Annotated in this window: 19 protein-coding genes and 1 pseudogene; 9 read left to right on the forward strand and 11 right to left on the reverse strand. The window is 69.2% G+C overall.

Annotated features, from left to right (window positions below; translation table 11 throughout):
• Positions 1–36 precede the first annotated feature (36 nt).
• Entirely contained in the window at positions 37–303 is a 267-nt protein-coding gene (locus ACWDEX_RS32305) for a metal-sensitive transcriptional regulator (RefSeq protein ID WP_450468022.1), read from the forward strand.
• Between the two features lie 71 nt (positions 304–374).
• On the opposite strand, the gene ACWDEX_RS32310 is transcribed toward ACWDEX_RS32305, so the two are convergent.
• The gene (locus tag ACWDEX_RS32310; protein WP_450468023.1) at positions 375–1799 is read right to left on the reverse strand and encodes a lipase maturation factor family protein; all 1425 of its coding nucleotides are present in this window, start codon (positions 1797–1799) and stop codon (positions 375–377) included.
• A gap of 152 nt (positions 1800–1951) precedes the next feature.
• On the opposite strand from ACWDEX_RS32310, the gene ACWDEX_RS32315 reads away from it, so the two are divergent.
• Positions 1952–3292, forward strand: coding sequence for a DUF6777 domain-containing protein (locus ACWDEX_RS32315; RefSeq protein ID WP_450468024.1), 1341 nt, complete (start codon positions 1952–1954; stop codon positions 3290–3292).
• A gap of 108 nt (positions 3293–3400) precedes the next feature.
• Here the strand turns inward: ACWDEX_RS32315 and ACWDEX_RS32320 are convergent, their stop codons facing one another.
• The 3 genes from ACWDEX_RS32320 to ACWDEX_RS32330 all read right to left on the reverse strand — a co-directional run bounded on the left by ACWDEX_RS32320 (position 3401) and on the right by ACWDEX_RS32330 (position 5388).
• Positions 3401–4051, reverse strand: coding sequence for a zf-HC2 domain-containing protein (locus tag ACWDEX_RS32320; protein ID WP_450468025.1), 651 nt, complete (start codon positions 4049–4051; stop codon positions 3401–3403).
• 149 nt (positions 4052–4200) lie between these two features.
• A complete protein-coding gene (locus tag ACWDEX_RS32325; protein ID WP_450468026.1) occupies positions 4201–4710 on the reverse strand; it encodes a hypothetical protein in 510 nt (169 codons plus the stop codon).
• A 129-nt stretch (positions 4711–4839) separates the two neighbouring features.
• Complete coding sequence (locus ACWDEX_RS32330; protein WP_450468027.1) at positions 4840–5388, reverse strand: sigma-70 family RNA polymerase sigma factor; 549 nt, start codon at positions 5386–5388, stop codon at positions 4840–4842.
• Positions 5389–5749: 361 nt separating this feature from the next.
• Here ACWDEX_RS32330 and ACWDEX_RS32335 point away from each other — a divergent pair, with 361 nt between their 5' ends.
• On the forward strand, positions 5750–6160 hold the full coding sequence (locus ACWDEX_RS32335; protein ID WP_450468028.1) for a hypothetical protein: 411 nt from the start codon (positions 5750–5752) through the stop codon (positions 6158–6160).
• A 231-nt stretch (positions 6161–6391) separates the two neighbouring features.
• Here ACWDEX_RS32335 and ACWDEX_RS32340 read toward each other — a convergent pair whose 3' ends face one another.
• On the reverse strand, positions 6392–7033 hold the full coding sequence (locus tag ACWDEX_RS32340; RefSeq protein WP_450468029.1) for a response regulator: 642 nt from the start codon (positions 7031–7033) through the stop codon (positions 6392–6394).
• Positions 7034–7131: 98 nt separating this feature from the next.
• On the opposite strand from ACWDEX_RS32340, the gene ACWDEX_RS32345 reads away from it, so the two are divergent.
• From ACWDEX_RS32345 to ACWDEX_RS32355, 3 genes are all read left to right on the forward strand, one after another.
• Positions 7132–7596: a hypothetical protein gene (locus tag ACWDEX_RS32345; protein WP_450468030.1), complete on the forward strand. Its 465-nt coding sequence runs from the start codon at positions 7132–7134 to the stop codon at positions 7594–7596.
• A gap of 200 nt (positions 7597–7796) precedes the next feature.
• On the forward strand, positions 7797–8270 hold the full coding sequence (locus ACWDEX_RS32350; protein ID WP_450468031.1) for a nuclear transport factor 2 family protein: 474 nt from the start codon (positions 7797–7799) through the stop codon (positions 8268–8270).
• Positions 8271–8445: 175 nt separating this feature from the next.
• Entirely contained in the window at positions 8446–9135 is a 690-nt protein-coding gene (locus ACWDEX_RS32355; protein WP_450468032.1) for an alpha/beta fold hydrolase, read from the forward strand.
• A gap of 21 nt (positions 9136–9156) precedes the next feature.
• Here the strand turns inward: ACWDEX_RS32355 and ACWDEX_RS32360 are convergent, their stop codons facing one another.
• Positions 9157–9708, reverse strand: coding sequence for a hypothetical protein (locus ACWDEX_RS32360; protein ID WP_450468033.1), 552 nt, complete (start codon positions 9706–9708; stop codon positions 9157–9159).
• Positions 9709–9970: 262 nt separating this feature from the next.
• Here ACWDEX_RS32360 and ACWDEX_RS32365 point away from each other — a divergent pair, with 262 nt between their 5' ends.
• The gene (locus ACWDEX_RS32365) at positions 9971–12058 is read left to right on the forward strand and encodes a HelD family protein (protein ID WP_450468034.1); all 2088 of its coding nucleotides are present in this window, start codon (positions 9971–9973) and stop codon (positions 12056–12058) included.
• Between the two features lie 283 nt (positions 12059–12341).
• Here the strand turns inward: ACWDEX_RS32365 and ACWDEX_RS32370 are convergent, their stop codons facing one another.
• Both ACWDEX_RS32370 and ACWDEX_RS32375 read right to left on the reverse strand, forming a co-directional pair.
• Positions 12342–13769, reverse strand: a complete 1428-nt coding sequence (locus ACWDEX_RS32370) for an amino acid permease (RefSeq protein ID WP_450468035.1) — start codon at positions 13767–13769, stop codon at positions 12342–12344.
• A 173-nt stretch (positions 13770–13942) separates the two neighbouring features.
• Positions 13943–14401, reverse strand: coding sequence for a universal stress protein (locus ACWDEX_RS32375; RefSeq protein WP_450468036.1), 459 nt, complete (start codon positions 14399–14401; stop codon positions 13943–13945).
• Between the two features lie 507 nt (positions 14402–14908).
• On the opposite strand from ACWDEX_RS32375, the pseudogene ACWDEX_RS32380 reads away from it, so the two are divergent.
• A pseudogene (locus ACWDEX_RS32380) lies at positions 14909–15043 on the forward strand (polysaccharide deacetylase family protein); the annotation flags it as partial.
• 75 nt (positions 15044–15118) lie between these two features.
• On the opposite strand, the gene ACWDEX_RS32385 reads toward ACWDEX_RS32380, so the two are convergent.
• The 3 genes from ACWDEX_RS32385 to ACWDEX_RS32395 form a co-directional block, all read right to left on the reverse strand.
• Complete coding sequence (locus ACWDEX_RS32385) at positions 15119–15781, reverse strand: class F sortase (RefSeq protein ID WP_450468037.1); 663 nt, start codon at positions 15779–15781, stop codon at positions 15119–15121.
• A gap of 228 nt (positions 15782–16009) precedes the next feature.
• Positions 16010–16720 carry a hypothetical protein gene (locus tag ACWDEX_RS32390; RefSeq protein ID WP_450468038.1) on the reverse strand — a complete coding sequence of 237 codons (711 nt, stop codon included), beginning with the start codon at positions 16718–16720 and terminating at the stop codon, positions 16010–16012.
• A 261-nt stretch (positions 16721–16981) separates the two neighbouring features.
• On the reverse strand, positions 16982–17746 hold the full coding sequence (locus tag ACWDEX_RS32395; protein ID WP_450468039.1) for a bestrophin-like domain: 765 nt from the start codon (positions 17744–17746) through the stop codon (positions 16982–16984).
• Between the two features lie 212 nt (positions 17747–17958).
• Here ACWDEX_RS32395 and ACWDEX_RS32400 point away from each other — a divergent pair, with 212 nt between their 5' ends.
• The gene (locus ACWDEX_RS32400) at positions 17959–18201 is read left to right on the forward strand and encodes a hypothetical protein (protein ID WP_450468040.1); all 243 of its coding nucleotides are present in this window, start codon (positions 17959–17961) and stop codon (positions 18199–18201) included.
• Positions 18202–18623: the final 422 nt, after the last annotated feature.

Raw genomic sequence — 18623 nt, forward strand, 5'->3', positions numbered from 1 at the left:
CGGTACCGCCGTACGCCGGCCGACAAGGAGGAACCCATGCAAGTGGAAGAAGAAACAACAGGCGCGGTGCTCAACCGTCTGCGCCGCGCTCAGGGCCAGCTGGCCGGTGTCATCGCCATGATCGAGGCCGGACGCGACTGCAAGGACGTGGTCACCCAGCTCGCAGCGGTCTCCCGTGCGCTGGACCGAGCCGGCTTCAAGATCGTCGCAAGTGGTATGCGCCAGTGCCTGGTCACCGAGGGCGAGCACGCTCCTCCCATGACCGAACAGGAGTTGGAGAAGCTTTTCCTTGCCCTGGCCTGATCCTGGCGCCACGACGGCCCGAGGTCCCGGCTCAGCTTCCCCGCGCGGAGGCTGGGCCCCGCCACCCGTGTCTACCGCCGCTGAGCCACCGGGGCGGCCAGCCGTGTAGGCGGCATGAACTCCGTCACGTACGTGCGGTCCCAGCACGCCCCCGTCTCCCGTAGCTCGCGCCACGTCGTATAGCGGTAGCGGAACAGACGGGCCCGTACGTAGCGGGGCGGCGTGTCCGGCAGGAACGGGGAGCGTCGCAGGAGCCGCAGGGTGTCACGGTCGTTCTCCAGGAGGCGTTCGACCAGGCCGCCGAACCAGGGGGCCGCGTACGCGGGGGAGAGCGCCGCGAACCACATGAGCCAGTCGAGCCGCAGGTGGTACGGCGCGAACTGGCGCGGCCAGCGGCGCGGATCACCCGGTTTGCCCTTGAACTCGTACTCCCTCCAGTCGGAGTCCTCACGCGGTACGTCGTCCGCCGTGCCCTCGATCACGACCTCGTAGCGCGTCGTACTGATACTGCCGAAGGCACCGTAGGTGTTGACGAGGTGCAGTGGGTCGAAGGAGCGGTTCATGGCCTGGCGGCGGGAGAGCATGTTGCGTACCGGGTGGTAGCTGAGCGCGACGAGTCCCGCGCTGACAGCCAGGACCACGACCTCGTACCACAGAGGCGGCCCGGACACCTTCAGGGGAGTGGTGGGGAACTCGACGGCCGACAGGGCCAGCACGATCGTGATCCAGTTGAGCCAGGAGAAGTTGCCGGACAGGACGAGCCACAGCTGGGTCGCGATCATCAGTGCGGCGGCGGCCGTCGCGATCGGCTGGGGGGTGAAGAGCAGTACGGGGACGATCAGTTGAGTGACATGGTTGGCGGCCACCTCCACCCGGTGCACCGGCTTCGGCAGACGGTGGAAGAACCAGCTCAGCGGTCCCGGCATCGGCTGCGTCTCATGGTGGTAGTACAGGCACGTCAGGTTCCGCCAACAGGCGTCCCCGCGCATCTTGATCAGCCCGGCGCCGAACTCGACGCGGAACAGGATCCAGCGCAGCAGGAACAGCACGACGATCGGCGGCGCGACCTTGTCGTTGCCCAAGAACACGGCCAGGAAACCGACCTCCAGCAGCAGTGACTCCCACCCGAACGAATACCACGTCTGGCCTACGTTGACGATCGACAGATACAGCGCCCAGGGGATCAGCCAGAGCACCATCCCCGCCCAGAGCGGCACGCGGGAGTCGACCCCGGCGATCAGTGCCGCCGACACCGCACACCCTGCCCATGACCAGCCGGCGAAGAAGCGGTCCGAGTAGTGGAGGTGGAAAACGCTCGGCGCCAGCCTGAAGGGCACCCGGGCGACGTAGCGGGGCACCGGCAGCATCCCGCGTTTCCCGATCAGCGCGCGGAACTGCAGCGCGGCGGCCAGGAAGGCGACCAGGTACACGACGGCCAGAGCCCGTTGGAAGACCAGCCGGCTCAGCCAGTAGTCCGGTGCGACGAACCAGTCCACGGCGATCGCTCCTCTTCCTCCAGTGTGACGCCGCACTGCGTGTCCGGCCGCTCCGGCCGTCACTCTGCGTGTGCGAGCTCTCCGATTGCGTAACCCGGGTGAACGGTGCGAACAATGGTGGCGAATACCCCGGGACGAAGCGGGAGAACGTGGTGAAGACGCCCATAAGGACGCGAAACACGCCCACCAGGACGCTGAACACCCCCATCGGAACGCTCAACGTTTCCCTCAGGACCCTCGTCGCTGCCGGCGCCTTCATGGCGACAGCCCTGCTGTGCGCCGGCTGTGTCGGCGAGAAGGTCCTGACATCCGGCGCCGTGACCGGGGGCGCGGTCTTCCTCCAACCCGTCACCGCCCGCGGTCCCGACCCCTTCACCGACTCGACGGTCACCGTCGCCGCAGAGCAGGGCTCCGTCACCCGGCCGGAGTCGACGGACGGCGAAGATCCCTGGGCTTCGCGTGCGGTCTCCGGTGCCACACCAGGCCTCTACGGCGGCACCCAGTCCACCGGCAGCTGCGACGTCGGACGGCAGATCTCCTTCCTGACGGCCGACCGGGAGAAGAGTCGCGCCTTCGCCCAGGCATCCGGCATCAGTCAGGCGTCCATCCCCGCCTATCTGCGCGGCCTGGCCGCGGTCGTCCTGCGCGCCGACACCCGGGTCACGAACCATGGCTTCCACGACGGACGGGCCACCAGCTACCAGTCCGTCCTCCAGGCCGGCACCGCCGTCCTCGTCGACAACCGCGGCGTGCCTCGCGTCCGCTGCGCGTGCGGCAACCCGATCGGGGCGCCCGCCGCCTGGAAGGGCACCCCGACGGCCAATGGCCGCCCCTGGCGCGACTACCGGCCCACTGAGGTGATCACGGTGACTCCGGCGCCACGGATCATCTCCAACATCACGATCATCAGCATCCAGAGCAAGAACACCTGGATCGAACGCCGGATCGGTGACGACGGGCACCGGGACGTCGTCCTGTGGCCGCGACACGCCGGCAGGGAGAGCCCCCGGCCGGAGGCGCCCGGCAGGTTTCCCTACGGCACATGGCCGTCGCCGCGTGAGAACGGCAGGTCGCGGCTCAGAACCGGAGATGACTGCGTGACGCCCGCCGCCAGCGGCAAGCCGGGGAAGGCGGTGGAACCGTCGGCCCCGTGGGAAGAGCACCAGGACGAGGACGAGGACGAGGGCCCGGACGAAGATGCGGACCGACGCCCCGACTGCCCCGCGGCCACCATCGCTGCTCCGCCGACGGCAACGTCCAGGACAACCGCGCCGGTGGGGACGGCCACCACGTCCCCGGTTCCGTCGAAGACTCGGAACGATGCTCCCCCCGTCACGGAGCCCGCGCACCCGGTCGACCCGCACGGCGACGGTGTCAGCCCGTCGACCATGCCCGAGAGGCCCGGCGTATCCGATGGCGGCGGTCGCAGCCACGACGACACAAGCGGCGGGAACGCCGTCTTCGACAGCCCGGACGACGACTTCGACAACTGAGCCGTTCGCGCTGCCCGGCGCGCCTGCGCGACGTCGGCGATCGTCGTGACGCTCCGGTCTTCGGCACCGTTCGGCTCGGCGGCCCGGGGTACGCGGCCCAGCGGGGCGTCAGCGGGACTTCACTGTGACCAGGTGCCGGCCGTCCCTGGTGCGTACCTCGTAGTGGTCGATCTCCGCGGATCCAAGCGCCGCGCCCGCCTCGGTGCTGGTCGCCCCGTCGTCGGCGGGCGCCGTCCAGTTGGTCACTGTCTGGACGGTGCCGTCTCTGCCGACGACGACGAGACGGCAGGAATGTGGTCCGGACCTGCCCTTGACCGTCACCTCGATCCGGCTGCCCCAGACGCGGTCCTGTGCGGTGATCCGTGCCCATACTCCGGATTTCGGGTCGGTCGCGGTCATCGTCGTGGCCGCGGACGAGCCATGTCCGGAGACCGCCGCCAGCGTCGGCCCGCCGACCGCGAACAACGCGGCCGCCGCGACCGCGTACAGCCGACGCCGCCGCACGCCACGGTGCCTGGCCGACACTGCTTCGAGCAGCCGCTCCGACAGCCCTGGCCCGGGTGTCGTCAACGGCTCCACGAATCGCGGGGTAGCCCTCTGATACAGCAGCAACTGGCGTGCGACCGGCCGAAACTGAGTCACGTGCGTCGCGCAGCTCGGGCACCCCGTGAGGTGGTCCTCGAATCGGAAGGCTTCCGCCTCGTCCAGCACGCCGAGCGCGTAGGCGCCGACGTCGCGATGGCGTTCCAGGGACCTCATGCCAAATCCTCATGTCGGTGAGCGGGGTAGGGAGGGGGGTGATGCTGCTGTTGCCCACCGGTACGGGCCGGATGGCCGATTCACTCAAGGCCCTTGTCGTATCGCGGCCAAGACATGCGGAGCCGTCGGGCCGCAGGATCGGTCCGGCTTCAGAAGAGATGGATGGCGAGATGCCCCAGGGGCAGCCCCAGCTGCCAGGCGGGCGTCCAGACCTTGGGGCCGTCGTCCTCGCCGACCGCGCCGCCGGGTACCGCGTCCAGGTCAGGGGCCAGCAGTTCGGTCTCCTCGAGCCAGCGCCAGGCCGTCGAGGCCAGCTCCAGATCCGGTGCCGGACCGCCCGATGCCACCGCCTCGGTGGCCAGTTGGGCCAGCCGTTCGCGCACCCAGTCCTCCCACGGCCGGTCGTACGCCGTCAGCGAAAGCCAGGTCTCCAGCTGTGAGACGACCTGGATGCCGGAGAGCTCGCCACCGGTGTCCGCCAGGAAGACGGTCAGCGCCAGGGCGTCGCGTCCCGCACGGAACTCGAAGGACGTCGGCGGCATGAGGTCGCCGGTGCGCAGCAGTTCGTCCGCGATGTACTCGGCGTACAACCACGCCATGGGGACGGCCAGTTCACCGCCGCCGGTGCCGTCCGTGCTCTCTTGGCCTCTGTGCAGCATCCCTTCCTGCCTCCTCCGGTGCGTGCGCGTCGAACCCGGGCCCCGGTCGGAACGCGGATGAGGCAAGCTGATTGCTCAACCATGGTCCGCAGCAAGGCGCTTTGCGGAGGCTTGACCCGGCCTTCGGTTTCACCGCAGGTCGGCCGCGTATCCCGGAAGAACCCGGCGCAGGGCGCGCAGCGCGTAGTACGCACGGGACTTCACGGTACCGGGCGGGATTCCCAGCCTCGCGGCGGCCTCCGCCACACTCGCCCCACGGAAATACACCTGCACCAGAACGTCCCTGTGTTCCGGAGTGAGTGTCTTCACAGCCTCACGTACGTCGAGCATCGCGGCGGACCGCTCCGAGTGGTCGGCGATCACCCGTGCGTTCTCCAGTACGGCGTCGCCGACCTCGGCGGGACGTGCCTGACGGGCCCGGCGGGCGTCGATGGCGAGCCGTCGGCCGACGGTGAGCAGCCAGGGGCGCACGGAGTCGAATTCATGCGCGCGCAGCGCCTCGGGGTGTTGCCAGGCGCGCACGAACGTCTCCTGCAGTAGATCCTCGGCGTGCTGGCGGTCGCCGTCGGAGAGCCTGAGCAGCAGGGCGAAGAGGGGCCGACCGTGCTCGCGCTGCAGCTCGGCCAGCTCGTGCTCGGCGGTCGTCCCGGTGATGGGGGTGGTGGTTCCGGCCGTCATGGGCGTATGGCAACCCGGCTCGCTCCGCCGGGACAGGGCGCGAACCGGACTGTGCGGTGGGCGGTCGCTGTTCGTCGGTGAACGGTGCGGTGAGCGGTCGACCGGCGAGGCTCGCTGCATCACGGAACGCGGTCGTAAGAGATGTGCGAATTGTCGTGTCTGTCAGGTTGTTGGGTGACGTGGGCTCTTCTGGCTCGTTGAGGGGACGTCAATAGAAATGTCCTGATTGGTGAAGTGGCCGTGTTGGACCACAGGCGCCGGAAGCGGCGCATGCGCGGTTCCAGCGGTGTCCCCGCCGGTCGGGGTAGCACGGGCAGCGCTGGACTCCCGTGCCCCTTCAACAGCCCACTCGGAGGAGAACATGACGTTCCTGAGGAACGCTGCGGCTGCCGCAGCGATCGCCATCACGACTCTCGCCGGTTTCGCGGCACCAGCCGGCGCGGACACGGGGTCGAACGCCGCCGAAGCTCAAGCGACCAACCCCGATGGGCAGAGCAGGACCAGCACCGCGGGACTGTCGTCGCTCTCGGCAAAGACCGCGGTCCAGAAGGCATCGAGCTCCACCAAGTCCGAGCTGGCCTCCACGAACTGCTGGAACGGACGCACGGACGGTGGCCGCCACTTCTACATGACGTGCAGGGCCAGGTCGTACCACGTGTATGTGGACTGCACGAACGGCCGCCACCTGTTCCCCGAGACGTTCTCAGGGCAGTGGAACTTCCGGCTTACCTGCCCTGCTGGAACCCGAGCCGTCTGGGGCGGCTCCTGGTAGGACACACACCGCATCGGCTGGGCACCGTCTGCGGTGCCCAGCCGACGGGCCTGATCGCGGCTGCTGCTTGGCCATGGAGCCTCTGCCAAGGGGTGCGTCGATCCGCTGCATATCCATCCGCGACGGCGAACTGGTGGACATCTCCGAGTGGTTGAGTTCTGGGCTCTGCATCGGGCTATGAGTGGGTGGCGGCGCTCGACTCGTAGCCAGAAATGGGCGGCCCGTCAGTCTTCAGCGTGGGCGGCCCAGGCCGGCATCGCGGGCCCGGATGATGGCCTGGCTGCGCTGGGTGAGGTGGAGCTTGGCGAGGATCGTCGAGACGTTGTTCGCCACGGTCTTGCCGGACAGGTGCAGGCGCTGCCCGATCTCGGCGTTGGACAGTCCGGCCGCGAGATGGTCGAGGATGTCCCTTTCACGGGCGGTGAGTTCCGGGAACGGGCCGTTCTGCGGCGGTGGCGACGCGAACCAGGTACGCAGTCGGCCGGCCAGTGCCGCGCCGAAGACCGGCTGCCCGGCGGCGGCAGCGCGGATGGCGGCGACGATGTCCGCTCCGTCGGCGCCCTTGACGAGGTAGCCGAGCGCCCCGGCCCGGACGGCGGCGAAGACCGTCGCGTCGTCCTCGAACATCGTCAGGACCAACACGGCCGCGTCCGGTACCTGGGTCTGGATCTGCCGGGTGGCTTCGATGCCGTGCAGTCCGGGCAGTTGCAGGTCCATCACGATGACGTCGGGCCGCAGCTCGACGGCCTGGCGGACGGCTTCCCGGCCGTCGCCGGCCTCGCCGGCCACCTCGATGTCGCCGACGGTGTCGAGGACCGCTCGCATCCCCTGGCGTACGAGGGGATGGTCGTCGGCGAGCAGCACACGGATCATGGCATCTCCGGGAGCGGGAACCGGGCGGTGACGGTGCCACCGTCAGGGCTCGGGCCAGCCCTCCGTTCCGGTGGAAAAGTCAGGGTCGGTCAACTGGCTTGCGGCGCCTTCGCCGACCGGCGCACGGCGTACACGAACCCCGGCTGACCACCGCCGGCGCGCTCCTGGCGCTGCTGGGGCAACTGGCCGGCCTTCCGCTGAACCAGGGCGGCGACCTGCTGGCGTACACGACGGCGAAGCACGGCCTCGACGTGCCGACCGTGGCAGCGCTTCAGAAGGCTTTGGAGAAGGACCCGCCGGCCTTGATGGGCAGCCTGTTGTTCATCATCGGTATCGTCGTCGGCCTGCTGCTGCTCGGCCTCGCCCTGTGGCGCAGCGGCGCCGCGCCGACCTGGATGGGGATCGCTTTGGCACTGGGCGGGGTCACCCACCCGTTCATGCCGGGGCACGTCGCGTCCGGCATCGGCCTGCTCGTCGCCGCGGTCGGCTTCGCCGGGGCCAGCGTGGCGCTACTGCGCATGAGCAACGACGACTTCGACCTGGCGCCCAACCGCCCGGCCTGAGGAAGGCCTGCGCCCCGCGGGGTTGTCCGCTGTGAGGGCGTCGGAGCCAAGAGCGCCGAACCGCGGGTGGCGTGGCCAGGACCCATACCGTCTGGACACATCCGTCCTCCCATACGGGGCGGCGCCGTCACCCGCTCGGTCGGTTGTACTCGGGACAACCGACTTGACCTGAAGTGTGCTTGAGGAAGGAGCCTGCCTCCATGGACACCAACGAGATGCAGCGACAGTTGCAGGCCCTGACCGACCGCGCTGAGATCACCGCTCTGATGGACCGCTACCTGCGCTCCCTGGACGAGGGGGTTTTCGACGAGGAGTGGGCTCGCGCGTTCCACACCGAGGACGTCACCGCGGAGATGCCCATTGGCACCGTTCGTGGCCGTGATGCCCTCCTGGCTCATATCCGGCGAGGAATGGCGCTGTTCGACCGAACCGTGCATATGGGTACCAACGCCGTTATCGAGATCGACGGTGCCCGGGCCACTGCCCGTGGCGCCCAGTTGAGCACTCACGTCCTGGCAGATGGCTCGGACAGTGTGTTCATGTCTGCTGGTCACACCGACGCGGAACTGGTCAGGACGGCTGACGGCTGGCGGATCTCCGCGTCGACGCTGCGGGTGGTGTGGACCCAAGGCTCTCCTCCGCGGCTGCCGGACGACCTCGCCCCCGCGTCGTAGGGGGTATTGACCGGTAGCGTTGTTCGCGCGGCTGATGGGAGATCGGGCGGATCAGGCTGTTCGGTAGGCGGGTGCGGCCCCCGTTCGTGATCTATGGCTTCGAGAAGCCTGATCGTCAGGGGCAGCGTTCGCCATTTCCACTTGTGCGTCTCGCGCGATGCGAGAGGATCTCTCCATGGCGACGTACGTACTGATCCATGCCGCGGCGGTTGATTCGTGGTACTGGGGTCCGCTGGCTGCGGAGTTGAACGACCGGGGCCACGACGTGGTCGCGCCGGACCTACCGTGCGATGACGAGTCGGCTGGGCTCGCGGATTACGTGGACACGGTGGTCAAGGCGATCGGCGAACGCACCGATCTGGTTGTTGTCGCCCACTCGTTCGGTGGTTTCACCGGGCCGCTGGTGTGCGATCGGGTGTCGGCGGACCTGCTCGTGATGCTCCAGGCGCAGGTCCCGAAGCCGGGCGAATCGCCGGGACAATGGTGGGGCAACACCGGTTACGGGCAGGCGCGCGAGGAGGCCGATCGCCGGAGAGGTGTCACGGAGGGCACGGAGGAGGACGCGTTCTCCCTGGTGCTGCATGACACGCCGGCCGACCTGGCCGCCGAGTTCGTGGCCGAGCACCAGCGGAACCAGGCGCCGACTCCCTTCGGGAAACCGTGGCCGCTCGGTGCATGGCCCAACGTGCCGACCAGGTTCCTGCTGTCGTCCGACGACCGCCTCTTTCCGGCCGAGTTCATGCGGGTGACGGTCGTCGAGCGCCTTGGTTTTCAACCGGACGAAATGCCCGGCGATCACTGTCCCATGCTCGGCCATCCGAAAGAACTCGCCGACCGCCTGGAGGCGTACCGCGCCGAGTTGTAATCGGCCTGCTCGGCGTATCGCTCAGCTCGCGGCCTGAGAACGCATGAGCTGGCGAAGCCGCCGCGCCGCTGCCGGGAAGGTGAATGAGCGTCGGCGTCTACGTGGCTGGAGGAGGGCAAGCGCGGTCGGTGGGATTCCGAGCGTGTCCAACCTGGACACGAGTTCTGCCTCTTGGGCCTGTGTGACGGCCACCCACAGGGACGTCCCCGTGTCACTGGTGCTGAAGACCTCCTGATCCCCGCGCCAGCCTTCCGCGTGGATCGTGTAGGGGGCCAAGTCCGAAAGCACTTCGAACTGCGCGTCGTCGCGGACGTCTATGTCGACTGCCATCCCGGGATCCGAGCGCCGAAGGCAAGTGTCGTCCGCCGCATCCCGGGCCAGGGACAACGCACCTTCGTACGAGTGCAGCACCGCAGCCGGCCAGGCTTCGTCGCTGTAGGCGTCGAGGTGGGCTGCGTCGATGCTCGAACGCAGCACGCGAAGCGCCTCGCGATGAACAAGCACGATGTTCGCGGGGCTCAAGCCGTCCACGAGTACGAGTTCGCGGCGGGGTTCGTCATCCTGGTCGATCACGCGGAAGAGGTTCCCACAGGCAGTTCACTTCACGTCCCCGAGGGGAGGCTGCGCCGAGATGGTTGTTGCCGGACGCTTTCCAGGGCTGGGCGCTGTCACGGGCCTTGCGGCTACCGAATCTCGCGATGCCAAGGCCGCCGGCGGGCGTTGTGCCGCACCACAGGACACAATCCACCTGGCTTGGGCAAGATTTACTTTTCCGGAATCCCTCTGCATAGTGGCGCCTCGCAATGGTGGCAGGTTGGGCAGGGAGGGTCTTTTCTTGTCGCAGATCAACGATGGAGCCGCGCCCGAGGTGGAGCTTGAGCGAGTTCAGGTGTCCGTCATAGGCGAGCTGTTCGACGAGCGGCTGGCCGAGACGCGGGCGCAGTTGGCTCGCGTGCTCGCGTCACCGTCCGACGGTGCGGGCGAGGCGTACGAACGGGAGGTGGCAGCCGGGCGGCTGGCGGGGGAGATTCGCCGGCTGGAGGGGGCCGAGGACGGGTTGGTCTTCGGCCGGATCGACCTGGTGGACGGGACCGTCCTGCGGATCGGGCGGCTGGGACTGCACAGGGAATCGGACGAGCTGCCACTGCTGGTGGATTGGCGGGCCGAGGCCGCGCGGCCTTTCTACGAGGCGACGCCGGTTCATCCCATGGGACTGCGGCGGCGCCGCCATCTGCGCTTGGCCGGCCGCACGGTGGTGGGTCTGAGCGATGAGCTGCTTGACGGCTCCACACCCACCGGACAGGACGTGGTCGGCGACGGGCCGTTGACGGCGGCGCTCCAGGAAAGGCGCACGGGGCGGATGGGTGCGGCGGTTGCCACGCTCCAGGCCGAGCAGGACGCGATCGTCCGGTCGCCGCACCGCGGGGTAACGGTGGTGCAGGGTGGTCCGGGCACCGGAAAGACGGTCGTGGCGCTGCACCGCGCCGCGTATGTGCTGTACGCGTTCCCGAAGGCGTCGGAGCGGGGCGTGCTCGTACTGGGGCCGAACGCGCGGTTCCTCGACTACATCTGCCAGGTCCTGCCCTCGCTCGGGGAGAACGACGTCGTCTTGGCGACGTGTGAGGAACTGGCCGGCGTCGTGCCGGGCGCCGCGGACCCCTTCGAGGTGGCGCGCCTCAAGGGGAGCGCCGCAATGGCCGACGGGCTGGCCGCTGTGGTCCGCTCACGGCAGGCCCCGGGCGGCGACTTCGACGTCCGGGTCGGGCAGGAGTGGATTCGTCTGCCGGACAGGGATGTCGCACAAGCGCGGGAGTCGGCACAGACCAGTGGTCTCGCGCACAACCGGGCGCGTCGGCTGTTCAAGGAACTGCTGATCGACGCCCTCGTCCGTGAGCTCGCCCGCAGTGGCGCCGAGGCGCTCGAACGCATCGACGCTCAGGTCGCGCAACTGACCGGCCTCGACCTGGACCGGGTTGCGGCAGCGGACCTGCGCCGCCTCGGCGTTGACGACACGCCCGCCACGGGTGCCGACGAGTTCGACGCCGACGCTGTGCGCGCCGACCTCCTGGACGATGCCTTGCTCGATCAGGCTGTCGAGGACCTGTGGCCGCATCTCGCGCCCGGCGACGTGGTCCGCGCCCTGCTGACGGACGCTGACGCGCTGGCCGCGTATCTGTGGCAGTTCACCGACGACCAGCGGGCCCTGCTGTGGCGGACGCCCGGTGCGCCCTGGACGGATGCTGATGTGCCGCTTCTCGACGAGGCGGCGAGCCTGGTCGACGGCCCGCCTGAGCACGTTTTCGGGCACGTCGTCGTCGACGAGGCACAAGAGCTCACCGTCATGCAGTGGCGGATGATCGTGCGCCGTTGCCCGGGCAGGTCGATGACACTGGTCGGAGACTTCGCCCAGGCGGGCCCGGCGACGGTGGCCCGGGACTGGAAGGAGGCGCTCGGCCCGGACCTCGGACAGCGCTTCGACCTGCGCACCCTGACCGTCAGCTACCGGACCACGCAGGAGATCCTCGCCACCACAGAGGACTTGCTCGTCCGGATCGCCCCGGACCGGCCGGCGATCCGATCGATCCGGCGCGGTGAGGTACCTCGAACGCTCGCCGCGGCCCCGGAGTCGCTCGTCACCACCCTCTTGCGGGAGCTGCGCGAGCAGGGCGCCGCGTACCCGGGCGAGTTGGTCGGGGTGATCTGCGCCGATGGCCGGACGGAGCAGCTCACGGCTGCGGGCATCGAGCAGCATGCCCGACTGGTGCCGGTCTCACAGGCGCGCGGCTTGGAGTTCGACGCCGCCGTCGTGGTCGACCCGGACGGGATCACCGCCGCTCGCCCCGGGGGCGAGCGCGACCTGTATGTCGCGCTCACGCGGGCCACCAAGCGACTGTGCACAATCACCGTCCCGCCTACCGTGTAGATCACGAGCTGAGAGCCATCCGGGCGGACAGGGCCCGGGTGGCAGTCGCTCATCGTTCACGGACCACAGGAGTTGAGCCACTACCTGATCTCGGGGAGCGGGCACGCGTGACTCCACCGCCTGAAGGCGGAGACCGGCCGTTGTACGAGCGGCTGGTCGAGGAGTGGGCGGCAACCGTGCGCGCGAACGTCGTCACGACGGCTCCCGGTCTTGAGCTCGGTGCACATGGCGCACGCCGAGGGCCCGCCGTCGTTCGAGGTCCTCTTTCCTTCTCAGGTCCCGGTCAGCCGCCGGAGCCGGTGTCCCTGGCCAGTTCGGAGCGTTTGTAGGAGTAGCCGAAGTAGACGATCTGGCCGACGGCGAACCACACGGCGAACCGCACCCATGTCTGCCACTGAAGGAACGTGATCAGCCAGATCGAGAAGACCACGCCCAGCGTCGGCACGAACGGCATCCACGGTGTGCGGAAGGTGCGCGGCAGGTCCGGCTGCCGGTAGCGCAGCACGATCACTGCGACGCACACCACGACGAACGCCAACAGGATCCCGATGTTGGTGAGTTCGGCCGCCTCGCCGATCGGCAGAAACCCGGCGATGACGGCCGAGCCGACTCCGACGATCCAGGTCACGCGGGTGGGGACGTGACGGGTGGGATGCGTCTTGGCGAACCACTTCGGCAGCAGCCCGTCCCGGGACATCGAGAACCACACCCGGGTGACACCCAGCATGAACGTGAACATCACGGTGAGGATGCCGATGATGGCCCCGACGGCGATCACGTCCGCCAGCCCGTTCAGGCCGACCGACTTGAAGGCGCTGGAGAAGCCGCTCTCCTTGTCGATGTCCTTGTAGTTCTGCATGCCCGTCAGAACCAGGCACGCGGCCACGTACAGCACCATGGAGATCGCGAGCGAGTACAGGATCGCCTTCGGCATGTGGCGCTGTGCGTCCTTCGACTCCTCGGCCGCGGTCGACATGGCGTCGTACCCGAAGACCGCGAAGAAGACGGTCGCCGCACCCGTGAACGCCCCGCCGACCCCGTACGGAAAGAACGGGTGGTAGTTGCCGGTGTTGATGTGGAAGACGCCGACGCCGACCACGAGCAGGACGACCAGGACCTTCAGGGACACCACGAATGTCTCGAAGCGGGCCGCGTTGCGGATGCCGAGGTTCAGCAGATACGCGATCAACAGGCACAGGAGGGCCGCGAAGAGGTCGACCCGGTGACCGGCGCCCGTGCCTGGCGCGCCCAGCATCCAGGTGGGCAGATGGGCGCCCATCTCGCCGACGAGGAAGCCGAAGTAGCCGGAGATCCCGATCGCGACCACCGCCACGATCGCCGTGTACTCCAGGAGGAGGTCCCAGCCGATGAACCAGCCGGCGTACTCGCCGAGCACCGCGTAGCCGTACGTGTATGCCGAGCCCGCCTTCGGGATGAGGCCGGCGAACTCCGCGTACGACAGGGCGGCGGCCGCACTCGCAAGCCCGGCGATCAGGAACGACAGAAGGACCGCGGGCCCGGCCGTGCCGTTGGCGACGGTGCCCGCGAGGGTGAAGATGCCGGCCCCGATGATCCCGCCGACGCCGATCGCGGTCAACTGCCACAGGCCGAGGGAACGTTCGAGCCGGGTTCCATCGTCGAGCTCTGTGCCCTCGATGTGCTCGATGGGTTTGCGGCGGAGAATCCCCTCGCCCATTCTGAGCCGAGCCATGAAGCCTCACTCACCCCTCCGCAGACGGCAACGGGTTGACGGCCGGTCATGATGTCGCACAGTCGAGGATGACGGAAGATGGCAAGCGTGGTCCGGCGCCGAGCCCCTGACGGCTCCGACGTGCCGCGCGGCGCCGGTCCGCAGGATGACCTACTGGTCCGGATTCCGGTCCTTCAAGGCACGACCGTGACCGGCCAGCGTCCCGCCTTCACCAGCCGGATCGCGACCGAACCGATGATCCGGTGTCCGGCCTGCTCGGAGGCGCCCACCACGACGGCGTCCGCCTTCAGCTCGTCGGCGGCCTTGGCCAGGCCGTTGTAGGGATCGCCGCGGAAGGTGTGGAACTCCCAGCGGACCTCGTATATGTCCTTGACTCGCTCGGCGGACTCACGGATGTACTTGACCAGGTCCTCCGCGATCTCCTCGGTCGTATCGGTGACGGGCACGCCGAACGCCGCGCCCGCCGCCATCACCGACTGCACGTACACGACCGCGAGCAGCGCGTGCTGCCGTCGGGCCAGCCCGGCTGCGTAGGCCGCCGCCCGGAGCGAGGGATCGGAGCCGTCGACACCGACGACGATGACCTTGGGCCCGTCCGTGCCCCGCTCGAACTGATGCGCATGTCCCGTCACGGCTGCAACGCTAGCGGAATCCACAGCTCCGGGGCCTGCTCGGGTGCGGGGGCGAGCGCACGGTCGATCGGCGTTCACTCAGCGTCAGCGCCGAGTCGGCGACGTGTGCCAGCACCTGACGCTGTACATTCAGCATCAAGAGTCTTATCAGGTGTATTCCCGGCGCCCCAGCAGTGTTGCGCGGACACGGCACAGCTCTCGTCCGGGTGACTGATGAGTCATGAAGAATGATCATCTGCTCACACGACGCCGAGCGTTGCGCGTCGGCGCCGCCGTCCTGGGCGCCGCCGGGGCGGCGGGTACGGCGCGGCTGCTCACCACCGAAGACCCGACGAGACTGCTCGCCATCGACGACCCGGCGCGGAAGGTACGGAGCGCTGTCGCCGCCGGGGACGCGCAGGCGCGGATCCCGTTCAAGGGGTCCGCCTTCCGCCTGCAACCCATGACCGGCTACGGTCCGCCGCCGCGCACGCCCGCCCGGACCGCCGTCCGGCACGAGCCGATCCAGCCCCGGGTGCCATCGTGCTCTCCCACGACGCCGGCGGAAATCGGGCGCAGAGCGTACGAGCACTGCGTAGGTATCTGCCGTATCTACTGGATTCCGGCTATCACATCACGGTGCCCAGAGGGCAGTTCGCCTGACACGTGCCGGCGGGCGGGGCCGGCGGAATTCCCGCGCATCCGCCACCGGGCTCTCGCCGTCTGCCATCGCTCCGATCAGCGCACCTCCACCAGGCGGGCGAACACCACCACGTTCCCGGCGTAACCCTTCCCCTCGGAGAATTCCCCTCCGCAGGTGATGATGCGCAGTTCCGGGGCCCCCTTGTCGCTGTAGACGCGGTCGCCCGGGAAGTTCGTCTTGTCGACGACATCGACGCCGTAGGTCTCGAACACGGCGGTCTTGCCGTCCGTGCGCCGGACCTCGACGCGTTGACCCTTCTTCAGCCCACCGAGCCCGTAGAAGACGGCGGGTCCCTGACTGTTGTCGACGTGTCCATCGATCACGGCCGTGCCCTTCTCGCCGGGCGAGACCGCGCCCGTGAACCAGCCCGCGAGGTTGGGGTCCCCGAGCGGCGGCGCGCTCACCCAGCCGGACATGTCCAGGCCGACCGGAATGACGGGGGCGTCGACCTGCAGCGCAGGGATGCGGACGCGGACGACCCCGGCGTAGGGCAGGGCGTCGGGTGTCCCGGGGAGCGCGTTCGGGGCGCCACGGGCGTTCGGGGCCGCCGCCGACGCGGGCTGCGGCGGACCCACGTCGAACCCTCCCGAGCCATTGCGAACGAGAGACAGCCCCGTCAGCAGTACAAGCGCCAACACGCCCCAGGGGGCGCGCTTCGTCTGCCGCGCCCCCTCATCGACCGACCCGGACGCAGACATTCCAATCCCCTCTCGACATGGCCATCGCCGCGTCCGTCAAGGACAACAGCACGCTAAGCGCAGCGGACCTCGCCGGCGACGGGACACGGGCGAACGGGTGGCGGAGACGAGCGCCTCGTGCCGCGGCGGCTCACCTGCGGACTCCTTCTCGCGCTCGGCGGCCGTTTCTGTCGTGGCCGCGGTCGCAAGCCCCGGTCCGCGCGGGGGTGAGGGGCCGTGCGGTACGGGTCAGGACTTGTCGTCGGCGGTGCGTCGGCGCGACATGCGCCAGGCCGCCCCGAGCGGGGCCGCGATGAGCGCCGCCCCGAGGCCGATCTTCTTCAGATCGAAGCCGCCGATGCTGCCGCCGGCCCCGGCTCGTACGCCATGCTGCTCGTAATCGGGCCGGTCGCGGGAGTCGTTGCCGCCGCGGCCGTTTCCGCCCCCTCCGCCGCCGTACTGGTTGTCCCCGCGACCGTTTCCGTTCCCCCGGCCACCGAACAGGCTGTCGCCGCGGCCGTTTCCGTTCCCCTGACCGCCGAACAGGGTGTTTCCGCGGCCGTTGCCGTTGCCCTGACCGCCGAACCCGTTGTCGCCGCGGTCGTTTCCGTTGCTGTCGGCGATCATGAGATCCGTGTGATTTCTCTCGCCGCCGCAGCGGAACGACACCTCGTACCGGTTCCCGGGCCTGGCGACTGAGGAGACCACGGCCCTGGCCGAGTCCTGGCCCTTGGAGACGGCGACCGTCTCGAAGGTGCCCGAGGAGGTCCCGGCGTTGTCGTGGCAGCCTCGCGCGGACGGTGCGGCCCGGCCGCCGGTGTCGATCGCCGTCGGCCGCAGACCGGTGCCGGACGGGGTGATGCCGCCAACGCCCCCGCCTTGGGCGGCGGACGCAGGTGCGGTGCAGGCCAGGGCGGTCAAGCCCAGCAGTGCGACCGAAGCAGCGCGTATCGCGCGCATGTGAGCCTCCAGGTCCCCGAGGAGCCTTGCTGCGGACCTTTTCCGCTTGCGCCAGAAATGCACCTCGATGACCGAAACGCTAGGAACGTGGGCGGGTGGGCGCGATCGCAGCCGCGCGAATGGGGTATGCCTGTGCGCCGCACAGGGGGTGCCGTGTGCGCGAACGGGGGAACGGCCTGGCGTGGCGAAGGCGCCGAGAGACGGCGGGGCGGGCGGACGAGGCCCGCCACCGACCGGTTCGGAACGGTACGTGAGGCCCGTCTACCCGTGAAGGTGCGGGAACATCGCCAGGAAGGGCTCCGAGGAGGCGGGGACGCCCCGGCTGTAGGGCGCGTCGAAGTCCCAGATCAGGAAGAGCAGGAACGCGATGAGCGCGGAGAACAGCCCGGCGAGGATCAGTTCCCGGGCGGTGCGTCTGATCTGCAGTGCGAACACCATCCCGATGGTGACCACCGCCCCCGAGATCAGCCCGAACCACACCACCCCCGGCATGGTCGAGCCCATCGAGTCGACGCGGGCGGCCCGCGCCGTGCCGGCCGCGGTCACCTGATCGAGGAGCGGTTGGTACGACTGGGCCTGGAAGTCCGTCTTCGGCTGGTAATCGGTGACGTCCTGACGGATCCGCTGGAACAGGTCGGTGCCGCGAGCGGTCACCTCGCCACGGTCGGCCATGGTCTTCCACTCGGTGCCGACGACCTGGCCGACATACGCGTCGATGTCGGCGCGGATCCGGTCGCGGACGTCGGCCGGATAGACCCGGACCCGCTCCGAGACCTCGTGCAGCGCCTGTGCCTCGGCCTGGACATGGTCCTGGGCCGCGCTGCGGGCCTCCCAGACGCCCGCGATGGCCAGACCCAGCACGATGGCGTACACCACGCCGATCCACATCGTCATGTACTCGATCACATCCGGGGTCTCGGACGGATCGTCGTTCGCGGCGGCCGTGCGGACCCTCACCAGGGTCACCACGACCACGACGGCACAAGCGGCCGCCATCGCGAGGGCGAGAACAAGCCATTCCGACAAGAGGTGCCTCCAGAGGTCAGCGTGGACGCAGCGCGGCGATGGCGAACACCGCGGGCACGACGATGAGCAGGGTGAACGTAAGCGGCGACAAACTGTTGTGCGGTCGGCGTGGGCGGGAAAGCGGGTGGTATTGCGGATAGTGCACCGCAGTCGCCGTGGGGTGCGGGCTCGGCTCGAGCGAGGGCGTCGGTGTCGGCGTGGGGGTGGCGGGGATGGCTGATTTCGGTACCGGTCGGGGGCTCGGTGCCACGGTGGGCGGTGGAGGCTGCACGGGCTTCGGCGCGGGTCTCGGTTTCGGTGGGGGCGCGGGTTTCGGTGGCGGGCTCGGTGTCGGGGTGGGTGTGGGAGTCGGGCTCGGTGTCGGGGTGGGTGTGGGCGTGGGGGTCGGGCTCGGTGTGGGTGTGGGCGTGGGGGTCGGACTCGGTGTCCAGCACGGCGGGACGGGCCAGTGGTGACCGCCCGCGACCGCCACCGCCTCCATGCCGTCCGGGCCGGTCGACGCGTAGGCGCACGCGTCTGCCGACGCCGTGCCGGTGGGGGCGCCCACGAAGATCCATGCCAGCGTCACCGGGGCCAACAGCCGTATGGCGAAGGTGGATCGGGTCCGTTCGGTTCGGTGCACGACGGAGATCATCCGCCTGCGTCCGCCTGCGCACGCCGAAGCCTTTGCGAATTGCCCCGAACGGGGGAGATTCCTACGTGAGTGGTTTGACCGGTGCGGCCGGGACCGGCTGAGGCGGAGGCATCTGTCCGCAGGAGGACAGGTGCGGTCGGGCAGGTGGCCGAGAAGTGCCGCAGAATCAGGAAAGAAAAGTGCGGTCCTGTTGAGTCCATCGGGCCATCCCGTGCCATGACGTAGGCGGCACACCGAAAACGC

The organism is Streptomyces sp. NPDC001020 (assembly GCF_053599115.1).

Excerpts from the sequence above, each read along its gene's own strand:
- ACWDEX_RS32305 (WP_450468022.1), top strand. The coding sequence starts at position 37 with ATGCAAGTGGAAGAAGAAACAACAGGCGCGGTGCTCAACCGTCTGCGC.
- ACWDEX_RS32320 (WP_450468025.1), bottom strand. The coding sequence starts at position 4,051 with ATGAGGTCCCTGGAACGCCATCGCGACGTCGGCGCCTACGCGCTCGGC.
- ACWDEX_RS32325 (WP_450468026.1), bottom strand. The coding sequence starts at position 4,710 with ATGCTGCACAGAGGCCAAGAGAGCACGGACGGCACCGGCGGCGGTGAA.
- ACWDEX_RS32330 (WP_450468027.1), bottom strand. The coding sequence starts at position 5,388 with ATGACGGCCGGAACCACCACCCCCATCACCGGGACGACCGCCGAGCAC.
- ACWDEX_RS32335 (WP_450468028.1), top strand. The coding sequence starts at position 5,750 with ATGACGTTCCTGAGGAACGCTGCGGCTGCCGCAGCGATCGCCATCACG.
- ACWDEX_RS32340 (WP_450468029.1), bottom strand. The coding sequence starts at position 7,033 with ATGATCCGTGTGCTGCTCGCCGACGACCATCCCCTCGTACGCCAGGGG.
- ACWDEX_RS32350 (WP_450468031.1), top strand. The coding sequence starts at position 7,797 with ATGGACACCAACGAGATGCAGCGACAGTTGCAGGCCCTGACCGACCGC.
- ACWDEX_RS32355 (WP_450468032.1), top strand. The coding sequence starts at position 8,446 with ATGGCGACGTACGTACTGATCCATGCCGCGGCGGTTGATTCGTGGTAC.
- ACWDEX_RS32370 (WP_450468035.1), bottom strand. The coding sequence starts at position 13,769 with ATGGCTCGGCTCAGAATGGGCGAGGGGATTCTCCGCCGCAAACCCATC.
- ACWDEX_RS32385 (WP_450468037.1), bottom strand. The coding sequence starts at position 15,781 with ATGTCTGCGTCCGGGTCGGTCGATGAGGGGGCGCGGCAGACGAAGCGC.
- ACWDEX_RS32390 (WP_450468038.1), bottom strand. The coding sequence starts at position 16,720 with ATGCGCGCGATACGCGCTGCTTCGGTCGCACTGCTGGGCTTGACCGCC.
- ACWDEX_RS32400 (WP_450468040.1), top strand. The coding sequence starts at position 17,959 with ATGGCTGATTTCGGTACCGGTCGGGGGCTCGGTGCCACGGTGGGCGGT.